The organism is Bacillus sp. MMSF_3353, assembly GCF_030733445.1.
GTDB classification, from domain to species: Bacteria; Bacillota; Bacilli; order Bacillales; family Bacillaceae_G; genus Bacillus_A; species Bacillus_A wiedmannii.
Map to the genome: position 1 here is coordinate 106,658 of NZ_JASHJA010000010.1, position 16,319 is coordinate 122,976.

Below are 16,319 nucleotides of genomic sequence, written 5' to 3' on the forward strand. Positions count from 1 at the left end.
GAGAAATAGTATTATCTATTTCAACTTTCATAAAAAGGAGTGTTTTTCTAATGAAGCAAAACATCGGTACAATAAATGCCCTAATTCGAATTACACTCGGACTTATCCTCTTCGGCTGTAGTAGTGCTAAACTTGTACGCAAGCCGTGGTGCACTTGGTCTAACGTCTTGCTATGGATTGGTGCAATGAAAATCGCAGAGGGAATTGTTCGTTTCTGCCCCGTTGTTGAAATGTGGAAATTCGGAAAATACATGAATATGGGGGCATTTAAAATGCCTAGCATGAATTTTACCGAAAAGGGACATGCTAAAGAAGAAGTGAATCAAACTTCCAATCACGACAAACCACAGTCAAATGGAAGTTTTGACGCTTCTGACAAAGAGATTGAGTCAGCGATTGAAGATATAATCCTGGCAAAACCGCTTTGAATCATTTGTCACGATGCAAGATGCTCTCAAAGGGACTTAGCTGCTGCAGTGGGCGGTTAAGTCTTCTTTATTTTACCATAAAACAGAACGTACATTCTCGTTTCAGACCTCAAAATATACATAAGAAATACCTAATCAATAATTTCAGAAAATTAGGTGTAAAGCCCTTGCATAAAATGATATAAAAGTGATATCATTTTTATATCAGGAGGCGATCATATGAAAGAAAAACAAGTTTTTTATGTAAATGGTTTTCTCGGTATTATTGGGATTTTAATTTTAGCCGCTATTGGTGTATTTTTCCTTGTACAAGAAATTTTCATAGGAGCGGCATTAACTATTATTTTAGCCGCCGTTCTTGCTACAGGTATTGGTATTGTTCAACCAAACCAAGCAAAAGTTATTACGTTTTTCGGTAATTATTTAGGAACAATTCGTCAAAACGGTTTATTTTTAACAATTCCATTCGCATTCCGTCAAACTGTATCGTTACGTGTTGAAAACTTTAATAGTAAGAAGTTAAAAGTAAACGATATTGAGGGAAATCCAATTGAAATTGCAGCCGTTATCGTATATAAAGTAGTTGATTCTGCAAAAGCAATGTTCGGTGTTGAACATTACGATCGATTTGTAGAAATTCAAAGTGAAACAGCAATCCGCCACGTCGCAACAAAATATCCTTATGATAATTTCCAAGATGAAACTTGCATCACGTTACGCGGAAATACTGAAGAAATCTCTGAAGAATTAAAACGTGAGTTAGAAGCGCGCCTTCAAATCGCTGGCGTAGAAGTATTAGAAACTCGTTTAACACATTTAGCTTACGCAACAGAAATTGCCCATGCAATGCTACAACGTCAACAAGCAAAAGCAGTATTAGCTGCTAGAAAAGAGATTGTTGAAGGTGCTGTGAAGATGGCGAAAGATTCAATCCATATGTTAGATGAGGAAGGCGTACTTGAATTAGATGACGAGCGTAAAGCAAATATGGTGAACAACTTATTAGTTGCCATCGTTTCAGATAAAGGTGCGCAACCAGTTATTAATACAGGAAGCCTATACTAAAGGGTTGTAAATCATTATGGCTAAAAAGAAAAGCTTTCCATTACGTATTGATCCTGAATTACACGCAGTCATCGAAAAATGGGCGAATGATGAGTTTCGTAGCGTCAATGCACACATCGAGTATTTACTTCGAGAAATGGCAAAGCAAAAAGGAAAATTGAAAAAAGATAAAGATGCATAAAAAATCCCGCTGAGAAATCAGTGGGATTTTTTAATACAATGATGATGTTTTCTTTGTAATTATATTGTAAAATACAAATATAACATTATTAATAGAGGTGGTTCGCTTTGCCTATAAAACATTACTATAAAAAAACGAGTTTATTATTTATTGCACTACTCTCATTCAATCTTGTCGCTTGCTCAAATAAACGACCAACAATTGATACATCCAATAAAGAATATAGTTTTGAAACCGCCGAAAAATATGGTGATGTCATTCAAAAGAATGACACAGTTTACAATATCGAAAAATTAGATATCTTCATTAAAAAATATAATTCAAATAAGAGTCACTCCATTCGCATCACTCGATTTAACGAAAAAGATGAGCCTCTCATCATAGATTTAACAGTAAAAAAAGGAAGAGAGACAACATCTTTGTATTATGATGTTGATTACTCAAAAACAAGCGACCGAAATACAGAAAACAAAAAAATTAAATATTCCAATAGTAGTTGCCGAAAAATTTCAAAGAAAGTTTCATCAACAGCAATAACTTATCAATTACAATGCCCTGACATTATTGATCTTATAAAAGTTCCTAAATAAAATAATAAGAAAAGCGGAGAATGAACTACCTCATTCTCCGCTTTTCTTACCGCTAAAACATTTAATATTACTAGCTTCTCGTCATCTCATGACCAATTGCACGATATCCTATATCACTTCGGTAAAATAGACCATCACTCTCAATTTTACCGATTTCTTTATACACCTTATCTTTCGCCGCTTGTAAACTGTCCGCCTTACAAGCAACAAATAGTACACGGCCACCATTTGTTACAAAGTCACCATGCTTCATCGCTGTACCTGAATGGAAAACAATTACATCGTTCAGTGCATCTAATCCTTTAATAATGTCACCTTTTTTATATGCTTCCGGATACCCTTTCGAAGCAAGTACAACACCAATTACCGCTTCCTCTGACCACTGTAACGTTAATTCACTTTCATTTAATACAGCGTTACATACATCAACTAAATCATTTTCTAAGCGAGGTAATACTACTTCCGTTTCAGGGTCACCAAAGCGTGCATTAAATTCAATTACCTTTGGGCCATCATTTGTTAAAATAAGTCCCGCATATAAAACCCCTGTAAACGATCGATTTTCTGCAATCATCGCTTTAGCAGTTGGATGTAATACTGTTTTTATCGCCTCTTGAACTGCTGATTCCGAAATTTGTGGTACTGGAGAATACGCACCCATTCCGCCTGTATTTGGACCTTTATCACCATCAAAAGCTCGTTTATGATCTTGCGCAATTACCATCGGATGCACAGTTGTTCCATTTACAAATGCCATTAATGAAAATTCTTGTCCATCTAAAAACTCTTCAATAACGACCTTCTTGCTCGCTTCGCCGAACTTCACATCTTGTAGCATCTCTTTCACAGCTTGTAATGCTTCTTCAAGCGTCATTGCTACCGTTACACCTTTACCAGCAGCTAGGCCGTCAGCTTTAATAACGATTGGCGCACCAACTTTTTGAATATACTGTACTGCTTCTTCATAGTTTGTAAAAGTTTCATATGCCGCAGTTGGAATATCATATTTTTTCATCAATTCTTTCGTAAAAGCCTTACTACCTTCAATAACAGCAGCCGCCTTATTTGGGCCAAACACACGAAGTCCCTCTTCGTTAAATCGATCAACAATTCCATTCATAAGCGGAATTTCTGGTCCAACGAAAGTTAATTCAACCTTATTCTCTTTAGCAAATAAAACTAATGCATCAAAATCATTTTCATCAATATCAACTGGTGTTGCAACATCGCGCATACCTTCATTACCAGGTGCTACATATACCTTTTCCACCTTTTCAGATTGCGCAAACTTCCAAGCTAAAGCATGCTCACGCCCACCGCGGCCAATTACTAAAACATTCATATTTCATCCCCCAATACTTAAATAAGTACAAACTAGAAGCTCTGCTCCTAGTTTGTTTTCATATCAATAAAAGTTTAAAAGGGAGGATCAAGAGCAACGACGACATGCGACAGTTATCTTGACCGGACCTTTTAAATATCCTCTATTAGTGTTTGAAATGACGTACGCCAGTGAACACCATCGTAATCCCATACTTATCCGCAACTTTGATAGAATCTTCGTCACGGATTGATCCGCCTGGTTGAATGATTGCTGTAATCCCTGCTTTTGCTGCTTCTTCTACTGTATCTGGCATTGGGAAGAAAGCATCAGATGCAAGTGCGCTACCTTGTGCTTTTTCGCCAGCTTGTGTAATTGCGATTTTTGCAGAACCTACACGGTTCATCTGTCCCGCGCCTACACCAACTGTCATGTTATCATTCGCTAAAACAATTGCGTTTGATTTCACATGTTTTACAACTTTCCAAGCTAGTTTTAAATCTTTCCACTCTTGCTCTGATGGTTCACGTTTTGTCGGAATTGAAATTGTACTTTCATCTAATGATAACGTATCTTCCTCTTGAACGAGAAGACCACCTTGTACAGAAGTTAGTTTTTTGCTTGCACTTGTCGCTTTTTCAATATTTACAGTTAGTAGACGTAAGTTTTTCTTACTTTGCAATACTTCTAAAGCTTCTTTTGAGAAAGAAGGTGCAATAATGATTTCTAAGAAAATTTCGTGTAACTTTTCTGCTGTAGCTTTATCAATTTCACGATTTGCTGCAATAATTCCACCAAAGATTGATACTGGATCTGCTTCATAAGCGCGTGTGTATGCTTCATGAATATCAGTACCCACTCCAACACCACATGGATTCATATGTTTTACTGCTACTACTGCTGGCTCTGTAAATTCTTTTACAATACTAAGTGCTGCATCTGCATCATTAATATTGTTGTAAGATAATTCTTTACCGTGTAATTGTTCTGCGTATGCAACAGAAGAAGTTACAGCGAATGGTGCTTTATAGAAGGTTGCTTTTTGATGTGGATTTTCTCCATAGCGTAAATCTTGTTTTTTCTCAAATGTCACTGTTAATGTTTCTGGGCTTTCTTCACCCATTTGCTCTGTTAAGTAGTTAGAGATTAACGCATCATATGCCGCTGTATGACGGAATACTTTCGCTGCTAATTTACGTTTTGTTTCTTCTTTTACTTCACCGTTCTCTTTCAGTTCTGCTAATACAACATCGTAATCTACTGGATCTACAATTACCGATACAAATTTATGATTTTTCGCAGCAGAGCGAATCATTGTTGGACCACCGATATCAATATTTTCAATTGCATCAGCAAATGTTACATCAGGCTTAGCGATTGTTTCTTTAAATGGGTATAAGTTAACAACAACAAAATCAATTGGCTGCATACCTAACTCATTCATTTGCGCTACATGCGTTTCATTATCACGAACCGCTAATAGACCACCATGAATATTTGGGTGTAATGTTTTTACACGTCCATCCATAATTTCCGGGAAACCAGTTACTTCAGAAATACCGATTACTTGTAAGCCGTTTTCTTCTAGTAATTTTTTCGTACCACCTGTTGAAATAACTTCAATCCCTTGTTCTAGTAAACCTTTAACAAATTCTACTACTCCTGTTTTATCTGAAACACTTACTAATGCACGCTTTTTCATTTATCCTTCACCCCTGGTTGTATGTTAGTTAACAGTTGTTTCTTTCGCAGACTGAACAATTTGATTCACTGTATTTACGTATAATTTATGTTCAACTTGTTGAATTTTCTTTTGTAAGCTTTCTCTCGTATCCCCTTCAGAAACAACTACTGCTTCTTGCGCAATAATTGGACCTGTATCCATACCTGCATCTACATAATGAATTGTTACTCCAGTTACTTTCACACCTGCTTCTAACGCTTGACCGACAGCATCTTTACCAGGAAAACTCGGTAATAGTGACGGATGAATATTAATAATCTTCCCACCGTACGCTCCTAATAAAGTCGGCCCAATTAAACGCATATATCCAGCTAAAATAACATAATCAATCTCATACTCTTCTAGCTTCTTTAATATTTCTTTTTCAAATGCTTCTTTTGACTCATATGCTTTCGCTGAAAAGGCGAAACACGGAATATGATGATAATGTGCCCGTCCAACAGCACGTGCTTCTGGTTTATCACATACTAATAAACTAATTTCTGCATCCAATCTTTTTTCTTCTACCGCATTAACGAGAGATTGAAAGTTAGAGCCGCTTCCAGAAGCAAAAACTGCTAATCTACTCATAGTGCCGTGCCCCCATTGAAGGTAACGCCAGTTCCTTGTACAGTACGTCCAATAATACGAGCTGTTTCTCCTTGCTCTTCAAGAAGACGAACGATATCTTTTGCCTCTTCTTCCTTCACCGCTACTACCATACCAATACCCATGTTAAAAATATTGAACATTTCTTTCTCTTCTAGTTTTCCCACTTCTTGAAGTAAACTGAAGATCGGTTGAATTTTCCAAGATCCTAATTCAATTTCTGCACCGATTCCTTCTGGTAACATACGTGGAATATTTTCAATGAATCCGCCACCTGTAATATGCGCCATACCGTATACTTCATATTTCTTCAATAGTTCTAAAATAGGTTTGACATAAATTTTCGTTGGTTTTAATAATTCTTCACCAAGAGGTAGTTCTAAGCGTCCGTAAATGCGATCTAAAGATAGTTCTCCATCTTCTAGTAATACTTTTCGTACTAAAGAATAACCATTACTATGAATACCGCTAGATGCTAAGCCAATTAATACTTGACCAGCTTCAATTTTTTCACCTGTTACAATTTTCTTTTTATCAACAATTCCAACTGTAAAACCAGCTAAATCGTATTCTTCCGTAGAATACATTCCTGGCATTTCAGCTGTTTCTCCACCAATTAATGCACAACCAGCTTGGCGACAGCCCTCTGATATACCTTTGACGATGTTTTCAATTTTACTAGGTTCAGCTTTACCACAAGCAATATAATCAAGGAAGAAAAGCGGCTCTGCTCCTTGGACAACAATATCATTTACACACATTGCTACTGCATCAATACCAATTGTGTCATGTTTATCTGCCATAAAAGCGAGCATCAATTTTGTTCCCACGCCATCTGTTCCAGATACTAATACAGGTTCTTCTAATGCAAATTTTGATAAATCAAACATACCTCCAAAACCGCCTAGACCGCCTAGTACTTCTTTTCTCATTGTTGTTTGTACGTGTTTTTTCATGCGAGATACCGCTTCATATCCAGCTTCAATATCTACTCCTGCTTGCTTATATGCATTCGCCATCGTTATCTACACCTCGTCTTTTAATTTCTCCCTATTCAGGGCGGGCCATTTTAAGAAAGAAGCTAGCTTCTACATCAAAAGAAGTAGAAGCTTTTTTCTTCTTATTTCATACTTTCTAAAAGCTCTTGCTCATAATCATAAAGAGCTGTTGGATAATCTCCATTGAAGTACGCCATACATAGACCGCCGTATTTCCCTTCATATGGACGTCCAATTGCATCTACTAATCCATCTTCACTTAAAAACGTTAAAGAATCTGCTCCGATGATTTGACGGATTTCTTCTATTGAATTATTTGCTGCGATTAATTCTTTTCTTGTTTGAATATCAATGCCATAGAAACATGGATACTTAAGAGGTGGTGAAGCAATTCTTACATGGACTTCTGTCGCTCCAGCCTCGCGAAGCATACGAACAATTCGTTTACTCGTCGTTCCTCTTACGATAGAATCGTCAATCATCACAACTCGTTTTCCTTCAACTACGCCTCTTACTGCTGAAAGCTTCATCTTAACCCCTTGCTCACGCAGTTCTTGAGAAGGTTGAATAAACGTACGTCCAACGTAACGATTTTTAATTAATCCTAACTCATATGGAATTCCTGTCGCCTCCGCATAACCAATTGCCGCTGAAATACTAGAGTCTGGTACACCAGTAACAACATCAGCTTCAATAGGAGCTTCTGCCGCCAAACGTTTTCCCATGTTTTTACGTGCTGCATGGACATTAATACCTGCAATATTAGAATCCGGACGTGCAAAGTAAATGTACTCCATACTACAAATTGCATGATCTACTTCATTTGTAAAACGATCTACATGAATTCCTTCATCATTGATGATAAGTAATTCACCTGGTTCTACATCACGAATGTATGTTGCACCTACTACATCGAAAGCACATGTTTCTGATGCTACAACGTAAGCATCTCCCATCTTTCCAATTGAAAGAGGACGGAATCCATTCGGGTCTAGCGCAACGATCATTTCATTTCCAGTTAGTAAAAGATATGCAAACGCACCTTTCACTTTATTTAGAGCCTCTTTTACACTTTCAATTAAAGAATCTTTCGTACTACGTTTAATGAGATGTAAAAGTACCTCTGTATCTGAACTTGTTTGGAAAATACTTCCCTCTGCCTCTAATTCACGACGAAGCATCTTTGCGTTAATTAAATTTCCGTTATGAGCTAATGCCATACTATGATCAGAAAAACGGAATAATAATGGTTGAACGTTAGCAACTTCACTTCCGCCAGCTGTCGCATATCGTACGTGTCCAATTGCTGATTTTCCGTTTAAGCCTTCTAGCTCACCTCTTGAAAATACTTCCGATATTAAACCTAACCCCTTGTGACCGACGATTTTCTCACCATTATTTACGACGATGCCTGCGCCTTCTTGTCCACGGTGCTGTAAACTATGCAATCCGTAGTACGAAACTTGTGCTGCATTTTCATGCCCCCAAATTCCGAAAACGCCACATTCTTCATTTAACCCCTTTATTTCAGCAAGCATGGGATTGCCCCTTTCCAAGCCTTTCTCATTTCATCTACATTTGCTGTAAGTAATACTTCATTTTCTTCATTATGAATTGTTACTTCATTTGTATTTGTCACTTCTCCAACTTGAATTGCTTCTACCGCCGTCTCAAACGCTTCTTTATTTTCACGTTTTACAGTTATAACGAAGCGAGATTGTGATTCAGCAAATAATGCCGCTGTTGCTTCTCCGTCTAATTTCACAGTAGCACCTAAACCATTTGCACCAATTGCACTCTCAGTAATTGCAACTGCTAAACCACCTTCTGCAACATCATGAGCAGATTGAACAAGGCCAGCTTGAATTGCTGCTAATACTTGTTTTTGACGTTTTAATTCTACGTCTAGATCGATGCTTGGTGATTGACCGAAAATTTTGCCGTGAATCATTTTCTGTAATTCACTTCCACCAAACTCAGCTTTCGTCTCTCCGATGATATAAACTAAATCGCCAGCTTGCTTAAACTCTTGTGTTGTTACATGTTTTAAATCGTGTACAAGTCCAACCATCCCAACTGTCGGTGTTGGGTATACAGCTTCACCACTACGTTCGTTATACATTGATACGTTTCCGCCGATAACTGGCGTTTGTAATGTGCGACAAGCTTCACTCATACCATCTACTGATTTCTCAATTTGCCAGAAGATTTCTGGTTTTTCTGGATTACCGAAGTTTAAGCAATCTGTAATTGCAAGTGGCTCTCCCCCAGAACATACGATATTACGTGCTGCCTCTGCTACTGCAATTTTACCGCCCACTTCTGGATCTAAATAAATGTAGCGAGAGTTACAATCTGTCGTCATTGCTAATCCTTTTTCTGTACCGCGTACACGTACAACTGCTGCATCTGAACCTGGTGTAACAACTGTGCTTGTGCGAACTTGATAATCATATTGATCATAAACCCACTCTTTACTTGCAATCGTCGGTTGTTGTAATAGAGCGAATAACGTTTCTTTATAATTTTCTACTTTTGGTGTTTCCATTTTCATTGCCTGGAATTCAGCAAAGTATGCTGCTTCTTTTGATGGCTTATGATAAATTGGTGCTTCTTCTGCAAGAGCATCTGCTGGTACTTCAGCTACCTTTTCACCTTTATGGAATAAGCGAAGCATTTTGTCTTCCGTTACTTTCCCCATCGTAACGGCTGCAAGACCATACTTCTCAAATAAATCTACTATTTCTTGCTCTCTACCCTTTTTCACAACGATTAGCATCCGTTCTTGTGATTCAGATAGCATCATTTCATATGGTGTCATTCCTGTTTCACGTTGTGGTACATCATCTAAGTACATTTCAATACCCATACCTGCTTTACTTGCCATTTCTGCAGAAGATGATGTTAAACCAGCTGCACCCATATCTTGAATTCCAACAAGTGCATCCGACTGAATAAGTTCTAAGCAAGCTTCAATAAGAAGTTTTTCCATAAATGGATCTCCTACTTGAACTGCTGGACGCTTCGCTTCTGAGCTTTCAGATAACTCTTCAGATGCGAATGTTGCACCGTGAATACCGTCACGACCAGTTGATGCTCCTACGTACATTACTGTGTTTCCAGCACCGTGCGCTTGCCCCTTTTTAATATCTTCATGATTAATTAAGCCTACGCACATTGCATTTACAAGTGGATTTCCTTCATAACATGGATCAAATTGTACTTCGCCGCCAACAGTCGGAATGCCGATACAGTTACCGTATCCTGCAATCCCTGCTACTACTTCTTCGAATAAATATTTCACACGTGGTGACTGTAATTCACCGAAGCGAAGTGAGTTTAATAGAGCTACCGGGCGTGCTCCCATAGAGAATACGTCACGGATAATACCACCAACGCCTGTTGCTGCTCCTTGATATGGTTCAATAGCAGAAGGATGGTTATGACTTTCCATTTTAAATACAACCGCTTGATTATCACCGATATCTACAATTCCAGCACCTTCCCCAGGTCCTTGCAGAACGCGCTCACCTGTTGTTGGGAATTTTCGAAGTACTGGTTTTGAATTTTTATAACTGCAATGTTCAGACCACATAACAGAGAATAATCCTGTTTCTGTATAATTTGGCAGACGGCCTAAAATCTTTTCAACCATGGCAAACTCTTCGTCTGTTAGCCCCATTTCCGCATATATGCGCTCTTCTTTAATTTGTGTTGGATTTGGTTCAAGCATTAACGACATATGTTTCCCTCCACTGTTTTAAGATAGATTGAAAGACTTTTAACCCTTCAGCACCGCCAAGTAATTCATCTACAGCACGCTCTGGGTGTGGCATCATACCAAGTACATTTCCTTTTTCATTTACAATACCAGCAATATCTGAAACGCTTCCATTCGGATTTTCTACGTAACGGAATGCGATTTGATTATTCTCTTCTAATTGTTTAAGAGTCTCTTCATCACAATAGTAATTCCCCTCACCATGCGCGATTGGAATATTGATTACTTCATCTTTTTCATATTGTGATGTAAACATCGTTTCATTATTTTCAACACGCAGCTGAACTGTTCGGCACATAAATTTTAAGTTTTCGTTTCTCATTAACGCTCCTGGTAGTAATCCTGATTCAACAAGAATCTGGAATCCATTACATACACCTAAAATCGGCTTTCCTTGCTCAGCAGCTTTTTGCACTGCTTTCATTGCATTCGCGAAGCGAGAAATAGCACCACAACGTAAATAGTCACCGTAAGAGAATCCACCAGGTAGTAAAATTGCATCATATTCATCTAAATTCTCTCTATCGTGCCAAACGTAATCTACTTCTTCACCAAGCTCATCTTTAATTGCATGGAACATATCGACATCACAGTTCGAACCTGGGAATACTATGACTGCAAATTTCACTGTGCGACAACCTCCTCAACTTCATAACGGAAGTCTTCCATTACAACGTTTGTTAATAGTTTTTCACACATTTCTTTTACCTTTGCGTCAAGGTCAGATACTGATTTATCAATTGTTAATTCCATATATTTTCCGATTCGAACGTCTTGTACTTCTGTGAACGAAAGACTATGAAGTGCCCCTTTTACTGCTGTTCCTTGTGGATCTAATACGCTTTCTCTTAACGTTACATATACCTTAACTTTATACATGTGAAATTCCCCCTAAACGTTTTAAAATCTCTTCATAAGCTTCTGTTAAATTTCCAAGGTCACGACGGAATACGTCTTTATCAAATTTTTCATTGCTCGTTTCATCCCATAAACGGCAAGTATCTGGTGAAATTTCATCTGCTAAAATGATTTTTCCTTCATCTGTTACACCAAACTCTAATTTGAAATCTACTAGTCTTACACGACAGCTTGCGAAATGATCAATCAACACTTGATTGATTTGTAGAGCCATATCTCGTAATACGCTTACTTGCTCTGGTGATGCAACGTTTAATACACGAATATGATCTTCCGTTACAAGCGGATCTCCTAAATCATCATCTTTGAAGTAAAATTCTACGATTGGTTCTGCAAGTACAGTTCCCTCTTCCATTCCTAATCGTTTTGAAAGACTTCCTGCAATTACATTTCTTGTGACAACTTCTAGAGGAATAATACTCACTTTTTTAACAAGTTGCTCTGTTTCAGATAACTTCTCTACAAAATGTGTTTTTATTCCTACTTCTTGTAACTTTCTGAACAATAAAGTTGTAATCTCATTGTTCAAACGACCTTTTCCTGTAATCGTCTCTTTTTTCTCCCCATTGAAAGCAGTCGCACTATCTTTGTACTCTACCCAAACCATATCTGCTGATTCTGTACGATAAATTCTTTTTGCCTTACCTTCATACAGCAATTCTAGCTTTTGCATTTCGCAAGCCCCCTGTAGTTTGAAAAATGTGAATAATGTTTTTATAAAGAATGGCACAGAATGACTCTATTCTGTGCCATATGAAATTTTACGCTTCGTTTAACCCAAGGCGTTCAAAGATTGTATCAACGTGTTGCATATGATGCTCATAGTTGAAGCATTCATTAATTTCTTCTTGTGATAACTTGCTCGTAATACGCTCATCAGCTTCTACAAGCTCTTTAAATTGTACTTGTGTTTCCCAAGCTTCCATCGCTTTAGGCTGTACGATATCATAAGCTTCTTCACGTACCATACCTTTGTCGATTAATGTAAGCATTACACGCTGAGAATAAATTAAGCCGTATGTTCTTGTCATATTGCGTTTCATATTCTCTGGGTATACAGTTAAGTTTTTAACGATATTACCGAAACGATTTAACATGTAATTTAATGCGATTGTAGCATCTGGTAAAATTACGCGTTCTGCCGAAGAGTGAGAAATATCACGCTCATGCCATAATGGAACATTCTCATACGCTGTCATCATATAACCGCGGATAACACGAGCTAAACCAGTCATATTTTCTGATCCGATTGGATTACGTTTATGTGGCATTGCAGAAGAGCCTTTTTGGCCTTTTGCAAAAGCCTCTTCAACTTCACGTGTTTCACTCTTTTGTAAACCACGAATCTCAACTGCCATCTTTTCGATAGATGTTGCGATTAGTGCAAGTGTTGACATGTAATGAGCATGGCGATCACGTTGCAATGTTTGTGTTGAAATTGGTGCTGCTTCTAATCCTAAGTTTTCACAAACATACTTTTCTACGAATGGATCGATATTTGCGTATGTACCAACCGCACCAGATAATTTACCAACGCGAACTGTATCAGCAGCTTGTTTGAAACGCTCTACGTTACGTTTCATTTCTTCATACCAAAGACCAAGTTTTAAACCAAATGTTGTTGGTTCTGCATGAACACCGTGTGTTCTTCCCATCATGATCGTGTATTTATGCTCTTTCGCTTTGTTAGCTAAAATGCTTACAAAGTTTTCTAAGTCTTTTAATATGATTTCATTCGCTTGTTTTAAGATGTAAGATAGCGCTGTATCTACTACGTCTGTAGATGTTAAACCGTAATGAACCCATTTACGTTCCTCACCTAATGTTGGTGTTTCTGATACAGCACGAGTGAATGCAACTACGTCATGACGTGTCTCTTTTTCAATTTCATAAATACGATCAATATCAAATGATGCATGCTCACGGATTTTTTTAACATCTTCTTTTGGAATATCGCCAAGCTCAGCCCATGCTTCACAAGCTAAAATCTCAACTTCTAACCATGCTTTAAATTTGTTCTCTTCCGTCCAAATTGCACCCATTTCTGGGCGTGTATAACGACTAATCATCTTTTTCCCTCCAACAGTTGTTCTTGATGGTCCCAAATATGCAAACTCTTCGCTTTTTCTAGAGCGACTTCAATATTATCATTTAAAATATTAACATGCCCCATTTTTCGCTGCGCTTTTGCTTCTTCTTTTCCATACAAGTGTAAATAGCACCCGGTTAATCTATTCACTTGTCTTAGGACCCCTTCTATATGTTCGCCTAAAATGTTTACCATGACAACTGGTTTTAACAAATTTGTTTCTCCAAGAGGTAAATTACAGATTGCTCGAATATGTTGACCGAATTGACTCGTTTCACATGCATCCTGTGTATAGTGTCCTGAATTGTGAGGTCTTGGTGCTAATTCATTAATATAAATCTCACCATCAGCTGTAGCAAACATCTCTACCGCTAGTGTTCCCACAAGTTCTAGTTCATCCGCGAGCACTTTTGCATAAGCAATTGCTCTTTGAGAAAGTTCTTCTGTAATGCGAGCTGGAACGATAGATTCATGCAAAATGTTATTTACATGAATATTTTCCGCTACCGGAAATACTTTCGTTTCACCACTTACACTACGAATCACAATAACTGATACTTCTTTTTCAAAAGGCACCCATTTCTCTAAAATACACTCTGCTGCATTCGCAAGCTCTCGCGCTTTATCAACGTCAGCCTCACTTCTTAAAACAACTTGACCTTTCCCATCATATCCGCCTGTCGTCGTTTTCAAGACGGAAGGATATGATAACTCAGTGATTGCTTCAGTAAGCTGATCTTGATTTTGAACTATTCTATACGTTGCTACTGGTAGCCCAGCTTTCTCAATCGCATTCTTTTCTGTAAAACGATTTTGTGTTTTACTTAACAACTGACTGCCTTGCGGTAAGTAAGCATGTTTTTCAAGCCATTTTAAACATCTATAATCAATATTCTCAAATTCATATGTGACAACATCACTGATCTCCGCTAAATGCTGAATTGCTTTTAAATCGTCATATGGTGCAACAATTTCAATATCAGCAACTTGTGCACATGGTGAATTTTTTGTAGGATCTAAAACAGCAATTTTATATCCCATCTCCTTAGCTGCCAATGCCATCATTCTTCCTAGCTGGCCGCCTCCAATAATGCCGATTGTTTTTCCAGGTAAAATGATTCTCGTCATACTAGCTCACTACCTTCGCGCACATCTTTTTTAATTGCTTCTCTTCTCAATTCTAATGCATCATGTATATCATCATGGAATGATCCAAGTATTTGTGCAGCAAGTAAACCAGCATTTGTTGAACCAGCCTTACCAATTGCAACAGTTGCAACTGGAACCCCTCCTGGCATTTGGACGATGGATAATAATGAATCTAAGCCGTTTAACGCTTTTGATTGAACTGGAACTCCAATTACAGGAAGATTCGTTTTCGCTGCAACCATTCCTGGTAAATGCGCTGCGCCACCAGCTCCAGCAATAATAACTTTCAACCCACGTTCACGAGCCGTCTCTGCATATTCAAACATATAATCCGGAGTCCGATGAGCAGATACAACTTTTTTCTCATACGGTATATTTAATTCATCTAAAATGTCACAAGCATATTTCATTGTTTCCCAGTCTGACGTGCTTCCCATTATGACTCCAACTAGTGATTTCATATTAGAATCCCCCCGATTCAAATAAAAAAAGCCTGAAATAGAACAGTTTCTCTTTTACTATGAGAGAAAGCGCTCTACTCAGGCATACGTATCCCTTGTGAATAGAAAAATACCGAGTGACTTTCCCTCATAGTCTAACGAATAACGGTCGTTAGGTAGAGACTTGCAGGCCATATCCCCGCGATTATATGAGGTCTTATATATTATTCTTTCTATGGCTATATTAACAATATTTCATAAACAATGTCAACAAATAATCGAATGTTTTTTTATTACTCACCAATAACGTTCGTGTTTTAGTTATATTCAAAAGAATAATTGTAACTATATGCAAGAAGGATAAGAAATTAGAATTTATATTTCTAGAGATCTATTGTACACATAACGGTTTGTATACTTATTCCGTATGCTTTAATATAAAGCATATCATTTATATTCATTTTATTTATAAGGAAGACAATAATGAAAAAACGAACTACACTTTTTTCGTATTTATTCCTTTTTATCGCAGTCTTTGCTGTAATGATTGAATACTTATTTATATCATCCCACATTTTTAAATATATACTTGTGGTAGAAATAACGTTTCCTATCATAAAGATTATTTTAGGAACACTCGGAAAACCTAGAGAACAAAAAATCATTGCTAGTACTTTAAACAGCCTCTATTCCATTCTTTTCTCTTCTTTAAGATTATTTAATTTATGGATTATGACATTTGGTAAATAAAAATAAACACAAAAAAACCTAAGTCGAATCGACTTAGGTTTTTGCTTGGCGACGTCCTACTCTCACAGGGACAAGGTCCCAACTACCATCGGCGCTAGAGAGCTTAACTTCCGTGTTCGGTATGGGAACGGGTGTGACCTCTCTGCCATCATCACCAAACTATGAAGGCATATTCCTTCAAAACTAGATAACATTTGCTTCATATTATATGGTTAAGTCCTCGATCTATTAGTATTCGTCAGCTCCACATGTCACCATGCTTCCACCTCGAACCTAT

At 37.6% G+C, this 16,319-nt stretch carries 17 protein-coding genes, 1 rRNA gene and 1 riboswitch; of the genes, 5 read left to right on the plus strand and 13 right to left on the minus strand.

Features of this window, described 5'->3' with window-relative positions; all coding sequences use genetic code 11:
- The first annotated feature begins 50 nt into the window (after positions 1-50).
- From RBB48_RS20275 to RBB48_RS20290, 4 genes are all read left to right on the plus strand, one after another.
- On the plus strand, positions 51-428 hold the full coding sequence (locus RBB48_RS20275; RefSeq protein ID WP_000812332.1) for a YgaP family membrane protein: 378 nt from the start codon (positions 51-53) through the stop codon (positions 426-428).
- A gap of 219 nt (positions 429-647) precedes the next feature.
- On the plus strand, positions 648-1,493 hold the full coding sequence (locus RBB48_RS20280; RefSeq protein ID WP_199695756.1) for an SPFH domain-containing protein: 846 nt from the start codon (positions 648-650) through the stop codon (positions 1,491-1,493).
- Between the two features lie 16 nt (positions 1,494-1,509).
- Complete coding sequence (locus RBB48_RS20285) at positions 1,510-1,674, plus strand: type II toxin-antitoxin system antitoxin (RefSeq protein WP_001085171.1); 165 nt, start codon at positions 1,510-1,512, stop codon at positions 1,672-1,674.
- Positions 1,675-1,781: 107 nt separating this feature from the next.
- Positions 1,782-2,264 (plus strand): DUF4362 domain-containing protein, encoded by a 483-nt coding sequence (locus RBB48_RS20290; protein ID WP_097889263.1) that lies wholly within the window; start codon positions 1,782-1,784, stop codon positions 2,262-2,264.
- A 70-nt stretch (positions 2,265-2,334) separates the two neighbouring features.
- Here the strand turns inward: RBB48_RS20290 and purD are convergent, their stop codons facing one another.
- The 12 genes from purD to purE form a co-directional block, all read right to left on the minus strand.
- Positions 2,335-3,606 (minus strand): phosphoribosylamine--glycine ligase, encoded by a 1,272-nt coding sequence (gene purD / locus RBB48_RS20295; protein ID WP_306008003.1) that lies wholly within the window; start codon positions 3,604-3,606, stop codon positions 2,335-2,337.
- Positions 3,607-3,751: 145 nt separating this feature from the next.
- On the minus strand, positions 3,752-5,287 hold the full coding sequence (purH, locus tag RBB48_RS20300; RefSeq protein WP_000745429.1) for a bifunctional phosphoribosylaminoimidazolecarboxamide formyltransferase/IMP cyclohydrolase: 1,536 nt from the start codon (positions 5,285-5,287) through the stop codon (positions 3,752-3,754).
- A 24-nt stretch (positions 5,288-5,311) separates the two neighbouring features.
- Entirely contained in the window at positions 5,312-5,899 is a 588-nt protein-coding gene (gene purN, locus RBB48_RS20305; protein WP_000088583.1) for a phosphoribosylglycinamide formyltransferase, read from the minus strand.
- Complete coding sequence (purM, locus tag RBB48_RS20310; protein WP_001262447.1) at positions 5,896-6,936, minus strand: phosphoribosylformylglycinamidine cyclo-ligase; 1,041 nt, start codon at positions 6,934-6,936, stop codon at positions 5,896-5,898. The genes purN and purM overlap by 4 nt, the downstream gene beginning before the upstream one ends.
- A gap of 101 nt (positions 6,937-7,037) precedes the next feature.
- Entirely contained in the window at positions 7,038-8,453 is a 1,416-nt protein-coding gene (gene purF, locus RBB48_RS20315) for an amidophosphoribosyltransferase (protein WP_000879030.1), read from the minus strand.
- A complete protein-coding gene (purL, locus tag RBB48_RS20320; protein ID WP_046958904.1) occupies positions 8,438-10,657 on the minus strand; it encodes a phosphoribosylformylglycinamidine synthase II in 2,220 nt (739 codons plus the stop codon). The genes purF and purL overlap by 16 nt, the downstream gene beginning before the upstream one ends.
- A complete protein-coding gene (purQ, locus tag RBB48_RS20325; RefSeq protein ID WP_000666772.1) occupies positions 10,641-11,324 on the minus strand; it encodes a phosphoribosylformylglycinamidine synthase subunit PurQ in 684 nt (227 codons plus the stop codon). Before purQ ends, purL begins: the two co-directional genes overlap by 17 nt.
- Entirely contained in the window at positions 11,321-11,575 is a 255-nt protein-coding gene (gene purS, locus RBB48_RS20330; RefSeq protein WP_000278821.1) for a phosphoribosylformylglycinamidine synthase subunit PurS, read from the minus strand. The genes purQ and purS overlap by 4 nt, the downstream gene beginning before the upstream one ends.
- Complete coding sequence (gene purC, locus RBB48_RS20335; protein ID WP_087982204.1) at positions 11,568-12,287, minus strand: phosphoribosylaminoimidazolesuccinocarboxamide synthase; 720 nt, start codon at positions 12,285-12,287, stop codon at positions 11,568-11,570. The genes purS and purC overlap by 8 nt, the downstream gene beginning before the upstream one ends.
- Positions 12,288-12,375: 88 nt before the next feature.
- Positions 12,376-13,683, minus strand: coding sequence for an adenylosuccinate lyase (purB, locus tag RBB48_RS20340; protein ID WP_000625686.1), 1,308 nt, complete (start codon positions 13,681-13,683; stop codon positions 12,376-12,378).
- Positions 13,680-14,831: a 5-(carboxyamino)imidazole ribonucleotide synthase gene (gene purK, locus RBB48_RS20345; protein ID WP_098133541.1), complete on the minus strand. Its 1,152-nt coding sequence runs from the start codon at positions 14,829-14,831 to the stop codon at positions 13,680-13,682. Before purK ends, purB begins: the two co-directional genes overlap by 4 nt.
- Entirely contained in the window at positions 14,828-15,313 is a 486-nt protein-coding gene (gene purE / locus RBB48_RS20350) for a 5-(carboxyamino)imidazole ribonucleotide mutase (protein ID WP_000839368.1), read from the minus strand. The genes purK and purE overlap by 4 nt, the downstream gene beginning before the upstream one ends.
- A 110-nt stretch (positions 15,314-15,423) precedes the next feature.
- Positions 15,424-15,525: riboswitch (purine riboswitch) on the minus strand.
- Positions 15,526-15,775: 250 nt separating this feature from the next.
- On the opposite strand from purE, the gene RBB48_RS20355 reads away from it, so the two are divergent.
- Positions 15,776-16,042 carry a hypothetical protein gene (locus tag RBB48_RS20355; RefSeq protein WP_087982199.1) on the plus strand — a complete coding sequence of 89 codons (267 nt, stop codon included), beginning with the start codon at positions 15,776-15,778 and terminating at the stop codon, positions 16,040-16,042.
- A gap of 43 nt (positions 16,043-16,085) precedes the next feature.
- Here the strand turns inward: RBB48_RS20355 and rrf are convergent.
- Positions 16,086-16,201 (minus strand): 5S ribosomal RNA (gene rrf, locus RBB48_RS20360).
- Between the last annotated feature and the right edge of the window lie 118 nt (positions 16,202-16,319).

What these genes read in the sequence shown, in the direction of transcription:
- RBB48_RS20275 (WP_000812332.1), top strand. Translation starts at nt 51, where the DNA reads ATGAAGCAAAACATCGGTACAATAAATGCCCTAATTCGAATTACACTC.
- RBB48_RS20280 (WP_199695756.1), top strand. Translation starts at nt 648, where the DNA reads ATGAAAGAAAAACAAGTTTTTTATGTAAATGGTTTTCTCGGTATTATT.
- RBB48_RS20285 (WP_001085171.1), top strand. Translation starts at nt 1,510, where the DNA reads ATGGCTAAAAAGAAAAGCTTTCCATTACGTATTGATCCTGAATTACAC.
- purD (WP_306008003.1), bottom strand. Translation starts at nt 3,606, where the DNA reads ATGAATGTTTTAGTAATTGGCCGCGGTGGGCGTGAGCATGCTTTAGCT.
- purH (WP_000745429.1), bottom strand. Translation starts at nt 5,287, where the DNA reads ATGAAAAAGCGTGCATTAGTAAGTGTTTCAGATAAAACAGGAGTAGTA.
- purN (WP_000088583.1), bottom strand. Translation starts at nt 5,899, where the DNA reads ATGAGTAGATTAGCAGTTTTTGCTTCTGGAAGCGGCTCTAACTTTCAA.
- purM (WP_001262447.1), bottom strand. Translation starts at nt 6,936, where the DNA reads ATGGCGAATGCATATAAGCAAGCAGGAGTAGATATTGAAGCTGGATAT.
- purF (WP_000879030.1), bottom strand. Translation starts at nt 8,453, where the DNA reads ATGCTTGCTGAAATAAAGGGGTTAAATGAAGAATGTGGCGTTTTCGGA.
- purL (WP_046958904.1), bottom strand. Translation starts at nt 10,657, where the DNA reads ATGTCGTTAATGCTTGAACCAAATCCAACACAAATTAAAGAAGAGCGC.
- purS (WP_000278821.1), bottom strand. Translation starts at nt 11,575, where the DNA reads ATGTATAAAGTTAAGGTATATGTAACGTTAAGAGAAAGCGTATTAGAT.
- purC (WP_087982204.1), bottom strand. Translation starts at nt 12,287, where the DNA reads ATGCAAAAGCTAGAATTGCTGTATGAAGGTAAGGCAAAAAGAATTTAT.
- purB (WP_000625686.1), bottom strand. Translation starts at nt 13,683, where the DNA reads ATGATTAGTCGTTATACACGCCCAGAAATGGGTGCAATTTGGACGGAA.
- purK (WP_098133541.1), bottom strand. Translation starts at nt 14,831, where the DNA reads ATGACGAGAATCATTTTACCTGGAAAAACAATCGGCATTATTGGAGGC.
- purE (WP_000839368.1), bottom strand. Translation starts at nt 15,313, where the DNA reads ATGAAATCACTAGTTGGAGTCATAATGGGAAGCACGTCAGACTGGGAA.
- RBB48_RS20355 (WP_087982199.1), top strand. Translation starts at nt 15,776, where the DNA reads ATGAAAAAACGAACTACACTTTTTTCGTATTTATTCCTTTTTATCGCA.